Annotated in this window: 15 protein-coding genes; 5 read left to right on the top strand and 10 right to left on the bottom strand. The window is 40.3% G+C overall.

Going from position 1 to position 16,489, the window contains the following annotated elements; all coding sequences use genetic code 11:
- Window positions 1–7 precede the first annotated feature (7 nt).
- Window positions 8–1,210, bottom strand: coding sequence for an MFS transporter (locus R2Q94_RS12975; RefSeq protein WP_316821892.1), 1,203 nt, complete (start codon window positions 1,208–1,210; stop codon window positions 8–10).
- Window positions 1,211–1,308: 98 nt separating this feature from the next.
- On the opposite strand from R2Q94_RS12975, the gene R2Q94_RS12970 reads away from it, so the two are divergent.
- Together R2Q94_RS12970 and R2Q94_RS12965 are read left to right on the top strand one after the other, a co-directional pair.
- Window positions 1,309–1,683 (top strand): helix-turn-helix domain-containing protein, encoded by a 375-nt coding sequence (locus tag R2Q94_RS12970; protein ID WP_316821891.1) that lies wholly within the window; start codon window positions 1,309–1,311, stop codon window positions 1,681–1,683.
- A 39-nt stretch (window positions 1,684–1,722) separates the two neighbouring features.
- Entirely contained in the window at window positions 1,723–2,133 is a 411-nt protein-coding gene (locus R2Q94_RS12965) for a Dabb family protein (protein ID WP_316821890.1), read from the top strand.
- Window positions 2,134–2,180: 47 nt separating this feature from the next.
- On the opposite strand, the gene R2Q94_RS12960 is transcribed toward R2Q94_RS12965, so the two are convergent.
- Window positions 2,181–2,795, bottom strand: a complete 615-nt coding sequence (locus tag R2Q94_RS12960; RefSeq protein ID WP_316821889.1) for a response regulator transcription factor — start codon at window positions 2,793–2,795, stop codon at window positions 2,181–2,183.
- Complete coding sequence (locus tag R2Q94_RS12955; protein ID WP_316821888.1) at window positions 2,782–4,644, bottom strand: 7TM diverse intracellular signaling domain-containing protein; 1,863 nt, start codon at window positions 4,642–4,644, stop codon at window positions 2,782–2,784. Before R2Q94_RS12955 ends, R2Q94_RS12960 begins: the two co-directional genes overlap by 14 nt.
- Window positions 4,645–4,913: 269 nt before the next feature.
- On the opposite strand from R2Q94_RS12955, the gene R2Q94_RS12950 reads away from it, so the two are divergent.
- Together R2Q94_RS12950 and R2Q94_RS12945 are read left to right on the top strand one after the other, a co-directional pair.
- The gene (locus R2Q94_RS12950) at window positions 4,914–5,657 is read left to right on the top strand and encodes a hypothetical protein (RefSeq protein WP_316821887.1); all 744 of its coding nucleotides are present in this window, start codon (window positions 4,914–4,916) and stop codon (window positions 5,655–5,657) included.
- Between the two features lie 146 nt (window positions 5,658–5,803).
- Window positions 5,804–6,934 carry a DEAD/DEAH box helicase gene (locus R2Q94_RS12945; protein ID WP_316821886.1) on the top strand — a complete coding sequence of 377 codons (1,131 nt, stop codon included), beginning with the start codon at window positions 5,804–5,806 and terminating at the stop codon, window positions 6,932–6,934.
- Between the two features lie 60 nt (window positions 6,935–6,994).
- Here the strand turns inward: R2Q94_RS12945 and R2Q94_RS12940 are convergent, their stop codons facing one another.
- The 6 genes from R2Q94_RS12940 to R2Q94_RS12915 all read right to left on the bottom strand — a co-directional run bounded on the left by R2Q94_RS12940 (window position 6,995) and on the right by R2Q94_RS12915 (window position 15,170).
- Entirely contained in the window at window positions 6,995–7,948 is a 954-nt protein-coding gene (locus tag R2Q94_RS12940; protein WP_316821885.1) for a nitrilase family protein, read from the bottom strand.
- A gap of 78 nt (window positions 7,949–8,026) precedes the next feature.
- Window positions 8,027–8,836 (bottom strand): helix-turn-helix domain-containing protein, encoded by an 810-nt coding sequence (locus tag R2Q94_RS12935; protein ID WP_316821884.1) that lies wholly within the window; start codon window positions 8,834–8,836, stop codon window positions 8,027–8,029.
- A 65-nt stretch (window positions 8,837–8,901) separates the two neighbouring features.
- Window positions 8,902–10,335, bottom strand: coding sequence for a TolC family protein (locus R2Q94_RS12930; protein WP_316821883.1), 1,434 nt, complete (start codon window positions 10,333–10,335; stop codon window positions 8,902–8,904).
- Window positions 10,328–13,495, bottom strand: a complete 3,168-nt coding sequence (locus tag R2Q94_RS12925) for an efflux RND transporter permease subunit (RefSeq protein WP_316821882.1) — start codon at window positions 13,493–13,495, stop codon at window positions 10,328–10,330. The genes R2Q94_RS12930 and R2Q94_RS12925 overlap by 8 nt, the downstream gene beginning before the upstream one ends.
- Window positions 13,496–13,539: 44 nt before the next feature.
- Window positions 13,540–14,622, bottom strand: a complete 1,083-nt coding sequence (locus R2Q94_RS12920; protein WP_316821881.1) for an efflux RND transporter periplasmic adaptor subunit — start codon at window positions 14,620–14,622, stop codon at window positions 13,540–13,542.
- A gap of 161 nt (window positions 14,623–14,783) precedes the next feature.
- The gene (locus tag R2Q94_RS12915; protein WP_316821880.1) at window positions 14,784–15,170 is read right to left on the bottom strand and encodes a hypothetical protein; all 387 of its coding nucleotides are present in this window, start codon (window positions 15,168–15,170) and stop codon (window positions 14,784–14,786) included.
- A gap of 137 nt (window positions 15,171–15,307) precedes the next feature.
- Here R2Q94_RS12915 and R2Q94_RS12910 point away from each other — a divergent pair, with 137 nt between their 5' ends.
- On the top strand, window positions 15,308–15,652 hold the full coding sequence (locus tag R2Q94_RS12910; RefSeq protein WP_316821879.1) for a rhodanese-like domain-containing protein: 345 nt from the start codon (window positions 15,308–15,310) through the stop codon (window positions 15,650–15,652).
- Window positions 15,653–15,718: 66 nt separating this feature from the next.
- Here the strand turns inward: R2Q94_RS12910 and R2Q94_RS12905 are convergent, their stop codons facing one another.
- A complete protein-coding gene (locus tag R2Q94_RS12905) occupies window positions 15,719–16,231 on the bottom strand; it encodes a glutathione peroxidase (protein ID WP_316821878.1) in 513 nt (170 codons plus the stop codon).
- Between the last annotated feature and the right edge of the window lie 258 nt (window positions 16,232–16,489).

The following is a 16,489-nucleotide window of genomic DNA, read 5'->3' as shown; positions in this document are numbered from 1 at the left end:
ATTTGCTTTAGCCTTCTGAATTACAGAGCATTTGTTTATCAGTGGTTTTTGCTTCTTTTTCTAAATAGCTGCGCCAGGCCATCATCAGGAAGGCTAATGCTCCGAAAACCACCGTAACCCATGGGGTGTAGCTCACTCCTTTTGTGGCAATGATCCAACCGCCGAGTGTGGTTCCTAAAGTGACACCCAGATTGCCGAATGAAGTGGCCAGACTATTGGCAAATTCCAGCGAGTTAGGCACTGAAGAGATCATGTAGGTGGATGCGTTTAGGAAACTTGGGGCGTATAAAAATCCCCAGATTCCGATAACTAAAATTGTGGCAATGGTATTTCCACCTGAGAAATGCAGTAAAATGGGAATGATGATCGTTCCTGACAGGAAAAACGCGGTAGTTCTGGACACATTTTTATTCAACATTTTCCCTGCGATCCAATTTGCAAACACACCGATCAGTCCAAATAAGAAGAGCATATAACTGACCATGGTGTTGTCCATTAATTTCGCTTTATTCAGATATTCGGCAAAATAGCTATACGTAGAAAACCAACCGGAAATCATAAAGAAATTCATGGCGGTACTGATCATAAACGTAGGCTGACTGAGTATTTTCAACTGGCTACCAAAGCTTTTTTTCTCTTTTACCGGCATTTTGGGTAAGAGAAAGTAAATGCCCAGTACTGCAATCAAGCTGACCAGAGATTGTACCATAAAGGAATATTCCCAGGAAAACTGGCTGGCCAGATAAGTGGCAAATGGAACAGTAGTGACCATTGCAATTGCTACCCCACTGAATACAATACTCATCAGCTCATTTTCATTGTTTTTATTGCCTTGAGAAACCGCTACTGACAATGCGGAGGCGATGTAAACGGGCTGCAGAAAAGCAGGAAGCATCCGCACCAGCATCAATAACCAGAATGGCGGTGAAAATGAAGAAACCACACCAGTGATCAGGAAAATTGAGATGGCCGTCAGCATGACTTTTTTGCGGTCAAACCGGGCCGTCAACAAGGTCATGAATGGCCCGGTTAATGCGATCACCAATGCAAAGGCACTCAGTAAAATTCCGGCAGTATCAATGCTGATCTGATAATGCGCAGCGATTTGCGGTAGGATTCCAATGACGCCGAATTCCGTGGTGATCACGCCAATAAAGCCCAGGCAGCCGATATAGGCAAATTTCTTATTTCCTTGTTTAGATGGATACATATGTGTATTTGTTTTAATCATATGCCGCAAAGTTATTTGCTAACTTTACTTTTGTGGACTGTACAACGATTTGTACGGTACTAACAAATTTGTAAGTAATGGCAATAAGAAAAGAAGGTTCAACCAATATGTTGAACGAAAAATGCATCACAGAAGGTTGCGATTTAATGTATGCGATATGTAAAGTGGGCGGTCGTTGGAAGTTGTTGATTCTTTGCAAGCTGGAAGATGGGAAATTGAGATTTGGCGAGATTAGGAAGCTGATTCCCAGTGTGACAGAGCGCATGCTTACTTTACAATTACGGGAGCTGGAAAAAGACGGTTTAGTAAAAAGAACAGTTTATGCAGAGGTCCCACCCAGAGTAGATTACGAATTGACAGATCTTGCCAAAGAGCTGATTCCTATCTGGGCACAATTAAGTGACTGGGGTAAAAAGCATAAGAGCGAGACGACAGGAGTTACTGCAAACTAAAAGGCGGTATATTGTTTTCTTTTTTTATATATTCAGGGCATGGAGAAGTCTAACCGTAGAAAATTTATTGGAACCGCTGCCGCTGTCATCGCAGTAGGCACAGCAGCATCAGCTATGCCTTTGTCATCTGGAAAAGAAAATTACCCTGTGGTACATCATGTATTTTTCTGGCTGAAGAATCCGGATTCCAAAGCTGATCGGGATCAATTGGTTCAGGGAGTAAAAACCCTTAAAAAAATACCAAGCGTACAACAGCTGCATGTGGGGATCAGGGCAGATACGGAGAAACGCGATGTGGTAGACAGTAGCTGGGGCGTTTCAGAACTCCTTTTTTTTAAAGATCTGGCTGGACAAGCGGCTTACCAAACACATCCTATACATTTGGAATTCATTAAAAACTACAGCCATTTATGGTCCAAAGTGGTGGTATACGATATTGCTGAAGCTTAGAGCTTCAGTTTGCCCTATTTCTGTTGTGCTTTTTGTATCTGGTCATTTTATTTACCAGAGATTTTAGCGAGCAGATCGACCACATTCTTTGTACCTAGTTTCTCACTGATGTTTTTTCTATGGGTTTTTATAGTCAGTTCGCTCAAAAAAAGTAAAGCAGCGATCTCTTTGCTTGTTTTACCCAAAGCGATTAAGGAAATGATTTCTTTCTCCCGCTTGGTGAGTCTCAATTGATGGGTGAAAGCATCTTCCTGCATTGGTTTACGGATGATATTTGGATCAAAGTATAGGATTCCCTTACTCATCGCATCAAATGCTTCTTCTAAAATATCTTTTCCTGATATTTTCAAAACATAGGCATCCCCTTTAAAGCTGGTCAGATCCAATCCGATATCTGCAGGTTGGTACATCGACAGAATCATAATTTTCATTTTTTTATCCTCCTGTTTCAGTTGGGCTAAAAGTTCCAGTCCGTTATAAGGAGGTAAATTGATATCCAGCAATAAAAAATCCACAGGTTCCTGTGCTAAAAGCTCGAACATCTCCGGCATAGAAGAGGCTACAAAAGTCAAATGCAGATCGCTTCTATTTGCAATAATGTTACTGATACCCTGTGCAAATAAAAGATGATCATCGGTGATCCCAATATTATAAATTTTCATGGCTCGGCTGATTAAATTCAATGGAAATACTAAACCCTTTATTTTCGCTACTGTCGATATTAAAGCGACCTTTTAACAACTCCACCAGGTTCTCTAAACTTTTCAAACCCAGACCGTCATTTACATGATCTTCTTTTAACCCAATGCCATTGTCCTCTGCATAAATAGATATCAGTCCTTGTTCTATCATAATCTGAAGAAATCCCGAACTTGCTTTGGAATGTTTCAACATATTTTGCAGAATTTCCTGCACCATCCGATAGATCAGAATTTCATGCTGAATGGGCATTCCTTCTTTCTTACCCAACCATTCGAACTGTAGGTCTATCTGGTTATTTCTGTGGATCAATTGTACCATTTCTTCAATACTCTGATATAGCCCTTTATTTTGTAAGACCAGTGGGGAAAAACCATGACTCATCGCCCTCACTTCATGACCAAGCTGTGTAATAGCAGTGGCAATTTTAGTCCTCCCTTGCTCCGTTAAAGGCATATTATCAGTTTCTAATCTTAGAAAACCCAAATTAGCACCAACGGTATCATGTAATAAAGAAGACATTCTTTGCATTTCTTTTTGCTGATAGGTGGCGGTTTCTTTAAAGATATTTTCCTGTTGCAACTGATACTCTGCCGACATGCGCTCTGAGTCTTCTTTATAGGATTTGAAACGCCAGGCCAATCCTAATGCCATGATCATTCCTTCAAAAAACAGTCCGATGTAAATGGCGTTTACGGTAAAATTGTTTCTTACCAAAAGTTCCGTTTGTTGCAGTACATATATGACTATAAAAACTACAATTCCGGAAAAGGAAGCCACTGCGAAGATGGAATATTTCAATCCTTTCCGGAAGCAGTAGATCGCTTCTACCAGGATAATTAATAAGGACAATGGGTATAGAATCCGGTTTGCAAACACCCAATAACTTTGAATTCGGTAATCACCACTGGCAGAAGTCAGGACAGCAATGATAAATAAAGCCACAAATACTTTTAACAACCTAATATTGAAAAGATAGATCTTAGGCATTTTTGTTTTCAACTCCATGAGTTCATTAAAGAACTGAACCTGTGGAACAAAGCTCAAAGCAAATGCAGCGGGTCTGATAATGTCGTTTAAAAATGGCCATTCCGGATAAAAATACCTGAACAATTCACCCAGATTTGTCCCAAGGTAAAAGACAATCATCAACAGGTAAATACTATACCATAAGTATAGCGTTTGTCGCATACTGAGGAAGAGGTAGAAATTAAAAATAAGAGCGAAAAGTAGGATTCCAATAGATAAACCAGTGAGTAGATTTCTGGATTGACTTTCTTTTAAATATACGGCTTCCGAATAAAAATGAATTGGCAGATCAAGTCTGGTATACCTTTTATCGGTGACCATCACAAAATCTGCATCTTTATAAATTGCTCCTTCTACTGGAAAGACAAAGCTGGCAGTCGGTAATGGACGGGTGACAAAAGGGAGGTTATCTCCAGTCTGATTAAATTGCCTGATGATTTTTCCATCTTTAACGATCCAACATTTGAGGAAATTGATATGTGGATTTTGAAGGTCAATAAAGTCGAAGTTGTTGTATTTCAGCAGGCTGTTGATCGGAATTTTCACCCAGACGCTATAAGGAGTATAACTAATTGGTGTTTTGGTTTTGATCAGGTATTTCCATTGTTTGGCTTGTAATTTTAGTAAGGCAGTGTCGCTAAAATCGCTGGATGAAGTGAGCAGGTATTGAACCTTGGCATTTTTATAATCGATCTGACGGCCATTGGCAAAGATTTGCAATTGTCCTTTTACTGGAAGGCATAAGAAAATGAATAAAGTGCAAAGCAATAGTATCCTGAGCATATCCTAAATTACTCATTCCTCTATTAAGTAGTAGCTTTAGTCATAAAAATACGCCTATGTAGGTATAAAAAATTGCGAAAATAAAAGTAACCAATGAAGACCTATCTATAAGAATCTGGCAATGGATTTAGCATTAAATTCTGACGTTGATACCAGTAAAAACACTATTTTCCGTGTTTTGTTCATCAATGAACATAAAGGACATTCAACAAACAAAACAGATTTCTATATTTGATTCCATATACTAAATCATTTTTAACAACACCATCATGAAAAGATACTTCATTATACTCTTTTTATTCTTTTCCTTTTCAGGATTTGCGCAACAAAGCATCAATAACTACAAATATGTAGTGGTTCCTGAAAAATTCAGTTTTCTTAAATCTTCGAATCTTTACGGATTAAATGACCTTACTAAATTTCTTGTGGAGCAAAAGGGCTTTACTGCTTATTTTGACAATACAGAATTGCCTTCAGAGATTGCGAACAATAAATGTAAAGCACTTAATCTGGAGCTAGCGGAAAGAAAAACCATGTTTACCACCAACCTTACGGTGATGTTAAAGGATTGCCAGGGCAATATTCTTTTTAAAAGCAAAGAAGGTAAAAGCAGAGAAAAAGAGTACAAAGTCGCTTATAATTTTGCGCTCAGAGATGCATTTAATTCCCTGGACAGCTTAAGTTATGTGGCGCCAACTACCACGCCAACTACGATGATTGCTCCGCCACAGGCAACTGTAGTGACAGTTAGCCCGATCATAGCTCCTGCTGCAACATCTGAAGTGGTTACTCCCGCAGGCACCTTGTATGCTCAGCCCATTACAAATGGTTTTCAATTGATCAATACGGAGCCAAAGGTAGTGTTGACTTTATTGACCAGCACCGTACCGGACTATTTTATCGCAAATAATGCAACCTCACAAGGCATCGCCTTTAAGAAAAATGGCGAATGGTTCTTTGAATATTATCAGAATGGTAAACTGAAAACTGAAAAATTACTGATTAAATTTTAATCTGATTTACACAGCTGGCGCCCTCCCGGGAATCCGCCAGCTGTGTAGTTAATGCTCCACATTTCTCCAAAATTTAGAAGGGAACAAAACATAAACCACCGGTAACAACGTTTTTTGCTTACTTTTACGCAAAAAACTGAGTAATTATGCCTTTTACAGCCTTAGGTTTGTCGCCTGCTTTATTAAAAGCACTAGCAGATCAGAATTTCATAGCGCCCACTCCTATTCAACAAACAGCTATTCCAGCTATATTAAATAAGAAAGATGTTTTAGGTATTGCTAAAACCGGATCAGGGAAAACGGCCAGTTATGTGTTGCCTCTTTTAATGAACCTACAGCAAACCATTGGTGTAAAAAATCGCCACGCGAATGTATTGGTGTTGGTACCTACGCGTGAATTGGCAGAACAAGTAAAAGAAGTATTCAAGACCTTTAGTCCGGCATTGCCAAAGCCTGTGAAAACCATGGCTGCCTATGGAGGAGTATCAATCAATCCACAGATGATGGGAATGCAGGGTGTAAACGTATTGGTGGCTACACCCGGCAGGTTATTGGAGCTGGTAGACCATAACGCAGTGCACTTATCAGAAATTGAAACTTTGGTCCTGGATGAGGCCGATAAAATGCTGAATTTAGGTTTTAAGGAAGAAGTAAATAAAATTCTTGCCCTATTACCTAAAAAGCGTCAAAATGTACTGTTTTCTGCTACACTAAGTCCTGATATTGAAAACATTAATCAGATTTTGCTTCATGATCCAGTAGTGATTAAAATTGAAGCTGAGGCAGACACACTGGATACCATCAATCAATTGGCTTATATCATTTCGGAAGAGAAGAAAGGTCCATTTCTGCGCTACCTGATCAACCATCATGACATGAAACAAGTATTGGTCTTCACTTCCTCTACGCACCAGGCCGATGCGGTTGTGAACAAGCTACGCAAAAATAACATCGATGCGAAAGCGATCCACAGTAAAAAAAGTCAGGGTTCCAGAACAGAATCATTATACCTGTTTAAGTCAGGAAAATTAAGAGTATTGGTGGCCACAGATTTGATGGCCAGAGGAATCGACATCAATTTCCTTCCGTACGTAATCAATTATGAATTACCTAGATCACCTAAAGACTATGTACACAGAATTGGTAGAACCGGTCGTGCAGAAGCACCGGGAGAGGCCATTTCCTTAGTCAGCAAAAATGACTTACATCATTTTGAAGTCATTCAAAAAAAGATGGGTAAACAAGTGACCATGATAGATGGCGAAAACATCATCTAAGCAAAAACCCTGCTCATTCTCTGGAATGAGCAGGGTTTTTGGTTTTAACAGTTCATTATTTTATTGTGCTGTTTTGAGCCAGACTACTTGCTGGTTACTTTCATGCTCAGCTCCTATAATCTCTTTATAAAGTTCCGGCCTTCTGGCTTGTATATAACGGTAGCCTCCAGCCATACTCAGTGTTTCCGGATTAAAATCTCCGATCACAAATTCATTTCCCAGAGACCTGCATTCGGCTATTACTGTACCAAATGGGTCTAAAATCATCGAACAGCCATTTTTAAGTTGATCATCATCCATTCCGATCGGATTTGAAAATACCGCATATATCGCATTATCGTAAGCACGTGCGGGCAACCATTTCATCAACCATTCTCTGCCTTTTAATCCATCAAACTCCTGACGTAACTCCACCTGATTGGCTGTTTTGTCTTTCCACAATGCCGCATCTACAAAACCAGCACCAGGTCTGGTAGAGGGCGTGCACATCGTTACATGAGGCATAAAAATGATTTGAGCACCCAATAATCTGGTAGCCCTTACATTTTCAATAATATTGTTATCGTAACAGATCAAAATGCCACATTTCCAACCACAAAGGTCAAATACAGTATATGCATCACCAGCAGTCAGATGAGGATTGATAAATGGATGCAATTTACGGTGCTTCGCGATGAGGCCGCTTTGATCTACGCAAACGTAGGCTTTATACAAGTGATCTTCCTGATCCTTTTCAAACAAACCGGCCAGAATAGCGATCTTGTACTTTGCAGCCAGCTCTATTAATTTAAGGATACTTGGCCCCTCCGGTATAAATTCGGCCAAATCCAGCATTTCAGCTTTGGAAAGCCCCCTGGCAAAAGTGTAACCTGTGATAGCGCATTCATGGAAGGCAATCGCTTCTGCTCCTTCTGCAGCAGCAGCCCTGGTTAATTCCTCAATGACCGAAAGGTTATAAGCTTTATCACCACTACGATTTTCAAATTGCGCTGAGGCTATTTTAATGTTTTTCATATTTAAGGTATTTAATGAATATCCTCAAAATTACCTGGCCCGGTTGCTGAAAAGTTGTATAAAACCGACAAAAGTGATTTAATAAAGGGTCATGAGATTGATCGCCAACAACTGGCGCGCATCTTTATAATGACCTGGGGTAAGCCCCGTCATTCTTTTGAAATTATTGTTCAGATGGGCCTGATCATAATATCCAGATCTATAGATCAATGCGGAAATTTTTTCATGTGCAGGTTGCTGTTGAAAGAGCTTCAGTAAATTTTGAAACTTAATGGTGTCAGCGAATTTTTTAGGCGTAGTACCAATCACCTCTCTAAATTTACGTTCCAGTTGTCTTTCTGTAATAGGGACGAGTTGCAATAGCTGATCTATATTGATCATTCCGCGGTGCTGATAAATTACCTGCATCGCTTCAGCGATCTCTCCTTTTAAGCCATTGCTGAGAAATTCTCCTTTGCTTAAAAATTTTTCAATGCAGTTCAAGGCCACATCAATTGTTAATGCGGAAAGGACTTGTTCTTCCAGATCTCTCGCTTCCTGTCCGAATAAATCAATCAGAGGTATCCTTTGGTCTGTTAGCTGATCGGCAGGGATATGAAAATGAGAAAATATGGCATGGGGTTCCAGAACTACCACAATCATGTCCAATGCACCGCTCGAAGAAATCGTATTGTATCGACTCAGTTGACCATATACAAAACTCCGTGGCTGTAACCCGGGTGTTAAATCGCCCTCATTCCATTGCAATAAAGGATTTTTCAAATGGAACACCATTCCAGGATTACCATCAGAAAACATTCTGTATTGCTGTTGCTGATCAGTTTGCTGATTTAATATCAGGTAATGTTTCACCAAACCCTGAACCGAATGTTGTGGAGGCAATTGCATATCTTGAATAAAGATAATAAAAAAAACGCCCCCGGAATCATCCGGGGGCGTTAGTAAGCCAGAGCTTACTTCCAACCTCCCCCCAGGTCTCTATAAAAATGGACTACAGCATTCAGCTGTTCTTTTTTTGTTTCAATCAGTTCAAGTTTAGATTCCAATGCATCTCTTTGTGTCATGAGTACTTCGAAATAATCTACTCTGGCGGACTTAAACAAATCATTTGAAACCGCGATAGAGGTGTTTAATGCAGCTACCTGCTCAGATTTCAGTGCATAGCTCTTTTCCAGATTCCCAATCTTGGAAAGTTGATTTGAAACCTCTAAATAGGCATTTAAAATGCTTCGTTCATAATTATACATGGCCTGAAGCTGGCGTGCATTTGCGGAGCTAAACTCTGCTTTAATCGCGTTTCTATTGATCAGTGGTCCAGCTACATCTCCAGCAAGGGAATACAACACCGATTCCGGAAACTTTAAGAAGTAACCCGGTTTAAATGCCTGTAAGCCGATTGCCGCAGAAATATCCAAAGAAGGATAAAATGCAGCCCTGGCTACTTTTACATCCAGTTTTGCAGCGGCCAGTTCTAATTCAGCTTGTTTAATGTCCGGGCGATTGATCAGCAACTGTGAAGGAACTCCAGCCTGAACACTAGCAGGCACTAAACTTAAAAAGTTAGTCCGGTCTCTTTTGATCTCCTGCGGATATTGACCCAACAGAAAATTTATCCTGTTCTCTGCTTCTTTGGTCTTTTGAAGCAAATCGAACTCCAGACTTTTGGAAGTCAGTACTTCTGCCTGAAATTTCTGAACTGCCAGTTCTGTAGCTCTGGCCGCCTCTTTCTGAACTTTTACAATTGCCAATGCATTCTTTTGCAATGCTATGTTTTGCTTCACGATTTCCATTTGGTTGTCTAAAGCCAACAATTCATAATAGGAATCGGCAACTTCTGCAATCAGATTGGTCAATGCGAAATTCCTGCCTTCTACAGTTGATAAATACCTGCTCACAGCAGCCTTTTTGGAATTTCGTAACTTCTTCCAGATGTCTACTTCCCAGTGAGCATAAGCAGAAAGGTTATAATCCATCAAGGGATCAGGAACTGGTTTTCCAGGAGTGATTTCCGTTCCTGCATCTCCTGCCCCCTGACTGGTATACCGTCCGACTTTCTCTAGCCCGGCGCCAGCACGCAGGCCAACGCCTGGCAACAACTCTCCTTTTTTAATCCTGATTTCATTCTTTGCAATTTCAATTTCCTGCAAAGTGATTTTCAATTCCTGATTGTTTTTTAGTGCGGTATCAATCAGGTTGACCAGGTTTTGGTCCTTAAAAAAACTACGCCATGGAATCGAAGCGATATTGGTACTGTCCTTGCTATTACTGTAAATTTCAGGAACAGCCGTATTTGCCACTGATGTTGCGAGCGAGGGCACCTTACAACCGGCAAAAGCCATTGCAGCGCTCAAGGCAAGCAAGCAGCCTGATAACTTGTTTTTATACATTGTGATCAATTTCTTCGGTTAATGGATTTTCTTCTTCGTTTTTAACTAACTTATGTTTCTCAGCAATTCTGCCGAATACATAATACAAGCCAGGAATAATCAATACCCCGCAAATGGTCCCTAAAAGCATTCCTCCTGCCGCTGCAGAACCAATTGTCCGGTTTCCAATTTTGCCGGGACCATTGGCCAGCACCAATGGGATTAACCCTGCTATAAATGCAAATGAGGTCATCAAAATTGGGCGGAACCTCACTACCGCGCCTTCCATGGCCGCTTGTAAAACACTTGCTCCCGCTCTGTGCTTCTGCACTGCAAACTCTACAATCAGTACGGCATTTTTACCCAATAAACCAATCAGCATGACAAAGGCCACCTGAGCATAGATATTGTTTTCCAAACCACAAATTTTCAGCAATAAGAAGGCACCGAAAATTCCACATGGCAGAGAAAGGATAACCGTTAAGGGCAGAATGAAACTTTCATACTGAGCCGCAAGAATCAGGTAAACAAATCCGAGACAGATCAGGAAAATATACATCGCTTCATTACCACGAGATACCTCATCTTTTGAAATACCTGCCCAATCGATACTAAAACCTCTTGGTAAGGTTTTTTCAGCCACTTCATTGATGGCATTAATTGCGGCACCACTACTATAACCTGGGGCTGCAGAGCCACTGATTTCGGCCGCATTGTACATGTTATGTCTGGTGATTTCGGATAATCCGTACACTTTCTCCATCCTCATAAAAGCAGAGAAAGGCACCATTTCGTCACGGTTATTTTTCACATATAGTTTCAATATGTCCTCTGGTAACGCCCTGTATTGAGGCAAAGCCTGTACCATCACTTTATATTGACGATCATACTTAATGAAATTGGTTTCATAATTACTACCAACAAGTGTGGAAAGCGTGTTCATCGCATTCTCAATTGTTACTCCTTTTTGCTGGGCGATGTCGTTATCTACACGCAACATATATTGCGGGAAGGCCGCACTGTAAAAAGTAAATACAGAAGACAATTCAGGGCGTTTACTCAATTCTTTCACAAAATCCTTACTTACCGTCTCCATCTTTTTGAAGTCGCCCGACCCTGCTTTATCTAGTAAACGTAATTCAAAACCTCCGGCAGCACCATATCCAGGAACCGCTGGTGGCTGGAAGAATTCTATGGTAGCACCTGAAATCCCCTCGGATTTTTCTTCCAGTTCTTTCATAATTTCTTCCACACCCTGCTTGCGATCTTCCCAACTTTTCAGGTTGATCAAACATGTTCCGGAGTTGGCACTGGTTCCTTCCGTGAGGATCTCGTATCCAGCTAAGGCGGAAACAGATTGCACACCTTCGACACCTTCGGCAATTTTCTGTAAGCGTTCTGCGATCTCATTGGTTCTTTCTAATGAGGAACCTGGAGGCGTTTGGATAATGGCATAAAACATCCCCTGATCTTCATTGGGAATAAAGCCTGAAGGTAGACTATTGTTCAGGAAAAAAGTACCTGCACAGAAAGCAAGTAAAACGCCAAAAGTGATCACCTTCCGATTCACGATGAGGCTTAGCAGTTTTTGGTATTTGCCAGACAGTTTGTCGAAACCGCTATTAAAGCCATCCAGAAATTTGTCTAAAGCATTTTTCTTTTTAGCTTTTCCATGATGGTTCTTCAATAAAATGGCACAAAGAGCCGGAGTTAAGGTCAGGGCCACGATACCGGAAAGAATAATCGCAGTAGCCATGGTAATGGAGAATTGTCTATAAAAAATCCCTACCGGACCAGACATGAAGGCCACTGGAATAAACACTGCAGCCATCAGGAAAGTGATCGCGATGATCGCTCCACTGATCTCATGCATGACTTTCTTTGTCGCTTTTCTGGCGGATATGTGCTGCTCCTGCATTTTCGCATGAACGGCCTCAATCACCACAATGGCATCATCGACGACCACACCGATCGCCAGCACAAGTGCGAATAAAGTCACCAGATTGATGGTAATTCCGAAAAACTGCATGAATACAAAAGTTCCAATCAGGGATACAGGCACAGCAATCGCAGGAATCAAGGTAGAACGCCAGTCGCCCAGGAATAGGAACACCACCAATCCCACCAGGATAAAAGCCTCTACCAAGGTATGTACTACCTTTTCAATAGAAGCGTCCAGGAATTTCGAAACATCATAACTGATTTCATAATCTACGCCTTTAGGAAATGAAGTTTTCTTAATCTCCTCCATTTTGGTTTTGATGTCTTTGATCACCTGACTCGCATTACTGCCGTAAGATTGTTTCACTGTGATGGCAGCTGATGGTCTGCCGTTGAGATTCGAGTAGATATCGTACATTGAACTTCCAAACTCAATATTGGCCACATCTTTTAACCTTAAAATCTCTCCTTGCGGAGTCGATCTTAAAATGATATCTCCATAGGCCTCTTTCGTGGTGAATCGTCCTGGATATTTCAATACATACTCAAATGATTGTGATCTTTTTCCAGAGCTTTCGCCGGTTTTTCCTGGTGAAGCTTCCAAACTTTGCTGATTCAATGCTACTAAAACTTCATCAGCAGAAATTTTATAGGCCAGCATCCGGTCTGGTTTGAGCCAGATGCGCATGGCATATTCCCGGTTACCCAGGATGTCGGCAACACCAACACCATCTACCCTTTTCAGTTCTGAAAGGACGTTAATATCTGCGAAGTTGAAGAGGAATTTCTGATCCATTTTCGGATCTTTACTATACAAGTTGATATACATCAGCATGTTTGATTCCTCACGGGTGATTTTTACCCCTTCACGAACAACTAATGGCGGTAATTTATTGATCACCGACGCTACGCGATTCTGGATATTAACGGAGGCCTGATTAGGATCTGTTCCAAGGTTAAAGATGACCTGGATGGTGGCTTCACCATCATTACCGGCATCAGAGGCCATGTATTTCATCCCCGGAACACCATTGATGGCTCTTTCCAATGGAATGATTACCGATTTAATCATCAATTCACCATTGGCTCCTGGATATTCGGCTGTGATATTCACCTTTGGTGGTGAAATAGAAGGAAATTGTGTAACGGGCAGATGGCTTAAGGCCAATGCGCCAAGAAACACAATAATGAGCGATATTACTATAGAAAGGACGGGCCTTTGTATAAACTTATTAAACATTTACTTAGTTTTAAGTGATAGGATCAAACTGAAAGGACTGGTGATTATTCCGCCTTTAATCTCAAATGAGCAATGACTTCTTTAGGATCCTGGAATTTAGCCTTGATCTTTTCATCATCTTTAACTTTTTGAACCCCTTCTAAAAGGATGTGGTCGGTTTCAGAAAGACCGCTACCCACCACGTACAGGTCCGGCATTTCACTTGCAATAGTGATGTTTCTGGAACGGACTACATTGTCATTTCCAACCACAAACACATACATTTTGTCCTGGATTTCATAAGTTGCTTTCTGCGGAATGATCAATGCATCGCGTAAAGGAACCAACATTTGGATTTTACCCGTTTCCCCATTTTTCAGTAACTTGTTTGCATTTGGAAAACGAGCCCTGAAAGCAATGTTTCCGGTTTCACCATTGAATTCACTTTCAATGACTTCTACATTACCTTTATCCTCCAAAAGCTGATTGTTGGCCAATAGCAGACTAACTTTCTTGTCGCCACGATCCTTGGCATTCATCTGATAAGATAAATATTCCGGTTCTGAAACATTGAAGTAGGCAAAAACCTGACTGTTATCGGAAAGACTGGTGAGCAGCGCACCTTCATCAACAAAACTACCTAATTTCAAAGGAATACGGTCTATAGTGCCATCAAAAGGCGCTTTGACTTCCGTAAACGATAAATGCAGTTTTGCCAGAGCGACTTCTGCTTTTGCAGCGTCAAGTTTAGCCTGAGCCATGGCCTGTTCGTTTTTGGAGACTACATTTTTATCTGCCAGCAACTTCACATTCTGTAATTCTATTTGCGCTCCTTTCACTTCTGCCTGAGCTTTTAGCAATTCTGCTTCATACAGTTTAGGCATAATGCGAAACAATAACTGACCAGCTTTGACTGTCTGTCCTTCATCGACATAAATATTTTGGAGATAGCCCTTTTCCTGGGCGCGAATCTCAATGTTTCTGACAGAACGAATTTGGGAAACATATTCTTTAGTAAATGAAGTGTCCGTTTTTAGTGCTTTAGTCACGGTAAACTGACTTTCTTCTTTTTTTTCTTCTTTTTTTGTGGTGCAGCTTGTAAGGTTCAACAAGGCAATAGCGCCTGTGAACAAGAGTATTTTCTTCATGGGTAATTATTGGAAATTAAGCGAATAAATGGATGGAATTCCAATTAATGGAAAAGACATCAGTTTTAAATGCTGGATTTAAAAAACAAGCCAGAAAATTGCCTGAACATACTTCAGGAAACGAAGTAGGTTTAAGTCGGTAAACTGATGTTATTTAATGCTCAAATCCTCAGAACCCTTTGTCTGATGTAGATAGGTGAAGAATTACCGGAAAACGGCTGAAAAGTTTGGAAGTACTGATGATCTTCATCCTCTTCATTGAAAAGTGAATAAAAGGTCAGATACCACCTTTCAATGATATAGTCCGCCTGATGTAAGTTTCTAACTGGGAGCTCATCACCATTCGAGTGTTCTTCGTCAAGATCCAAATCGGCCTCTTCAATGATGGTCATGTCTTGCCCGGCAAGGGTTAACTTAGGCCTTTCGCTTTTTGCCAATCTTTGCTGTGATGGACAATGTTTGGCATGATGGGGTGTATTTGCATGAAGATAGTGCCCTCCGCAAAGCAGGAAGGTAAACAATGACACGAAAAATACGACTACTCTCATTTTGGTCGCAAAACTAATCAAAGTATTGAAAGAAAAAAATGATTCTACTAAAATTGAAAATTCACTGATAATTGAAGGGATTTGCCGGACAACAATTCAAATTCGGGGATCATCAGTATTTATCTTAAATTTGCCATATGGAAATAGAACACCAGGATTCTTGTGAACTCCTGCAAGGATATATAGAAATTGATGCCGCAGAACTGAGTAACCTTCAAAAGGATGCTTCTACATTGTTAATAGATGTTAGGGAACGTCATGAGTTCCCTGTATTGGATGGGGAGCTATTCAAGAAAGTACCTATGTCTGAGTTTGCCGAGTTTTTAGCTACGGACATTCCCGAAAAAAACATCGTATTTATCTGTCAGCATGGAATACGCAGTGTTGCTGCGGCTGAGGCACTATATGAGAAATACGGGCAAACAAAAAATAGCTACAGCTTAAAAGGAGGTGTGGTGAAATGGAGAAACTACTTCCTGTAAAGTAAATAGTCGCCTAAAAAAAGACCCGTTTCGAAGGAAACAGGTCTTTTAATCATTTTTTTAATCCTAAAGGTTTTTAGTCAGTTCTTCGCTTAAAGGCTTTACTTTAGAGCGGAAACGATGTACCAGTTCTCCTTTTTCATTGATTAGGAACTTTTCAAAGTTCCAGTCGATATCACCAGTAAAATCAGGATTAGCGGCGGTGGTCAGGTATTTGAACAATGGATTAATGTCATCTCCTTTAACACTCACCTTCTCACTTAATAAAAAGGTCACCCCAAAATTCTTCTTACAGAAATCCTGAATCTCTGAATTAGTGGCGAATTCTTGTCCATTGAAATTTCCAGCAGGGAATCCAATCAACACTACATTCTTACCATATTGCTTGCTCAGCTTTTCTAATTCTTCATACTGCGGCGTAAAACCACATTTAGATGCTGTGTTTACAATCAGGATTTTCTTTCCTTTAAATTTCGACAGCTTTACCTCTTTACCATCGATGGTTTTAAAGCTGAAATCATACACGCTTTTTGCCGGCGGGCTAAAGATCAGGCTCAATAATATTAATAATGTATTCATAGTTTGATATGTTTAATATATAAACGAAGTTAAGCACAAAAAGATGGTTTTAACCAAAAATTTGGTTAAAACTGACACAAATCAGGCTTTAATGTATAAACCAAACCAGAGGTTCTCTTCAGGCGAAGACATTGGTTTTTATGAAAAAAAACACATTACAACGCATAATCCCCATAAATTAGCTAGATATCACCACTTTATAAAGGCTAAAATGAGACTTTTTCAAATTTATTTACTATAAAAATCGTGTCGGATTTT

It is taken from the genome of Pedobacter gandavensis (assembly GCF_032678465.1).
Taxonomy (GTDB): domain Bacteria; phylum Bacteroidota; class Bacteroidia; order Sphingobacteriales; family Sphingobacteriaceae; genus Pedobacter; species Pedobacter gandavensis_B.
The sequence above is the reverse complement of the archived record's forward strand: the minus strand, read 5'-3'. Positions and strand labels throughout refer to the sequence as shown.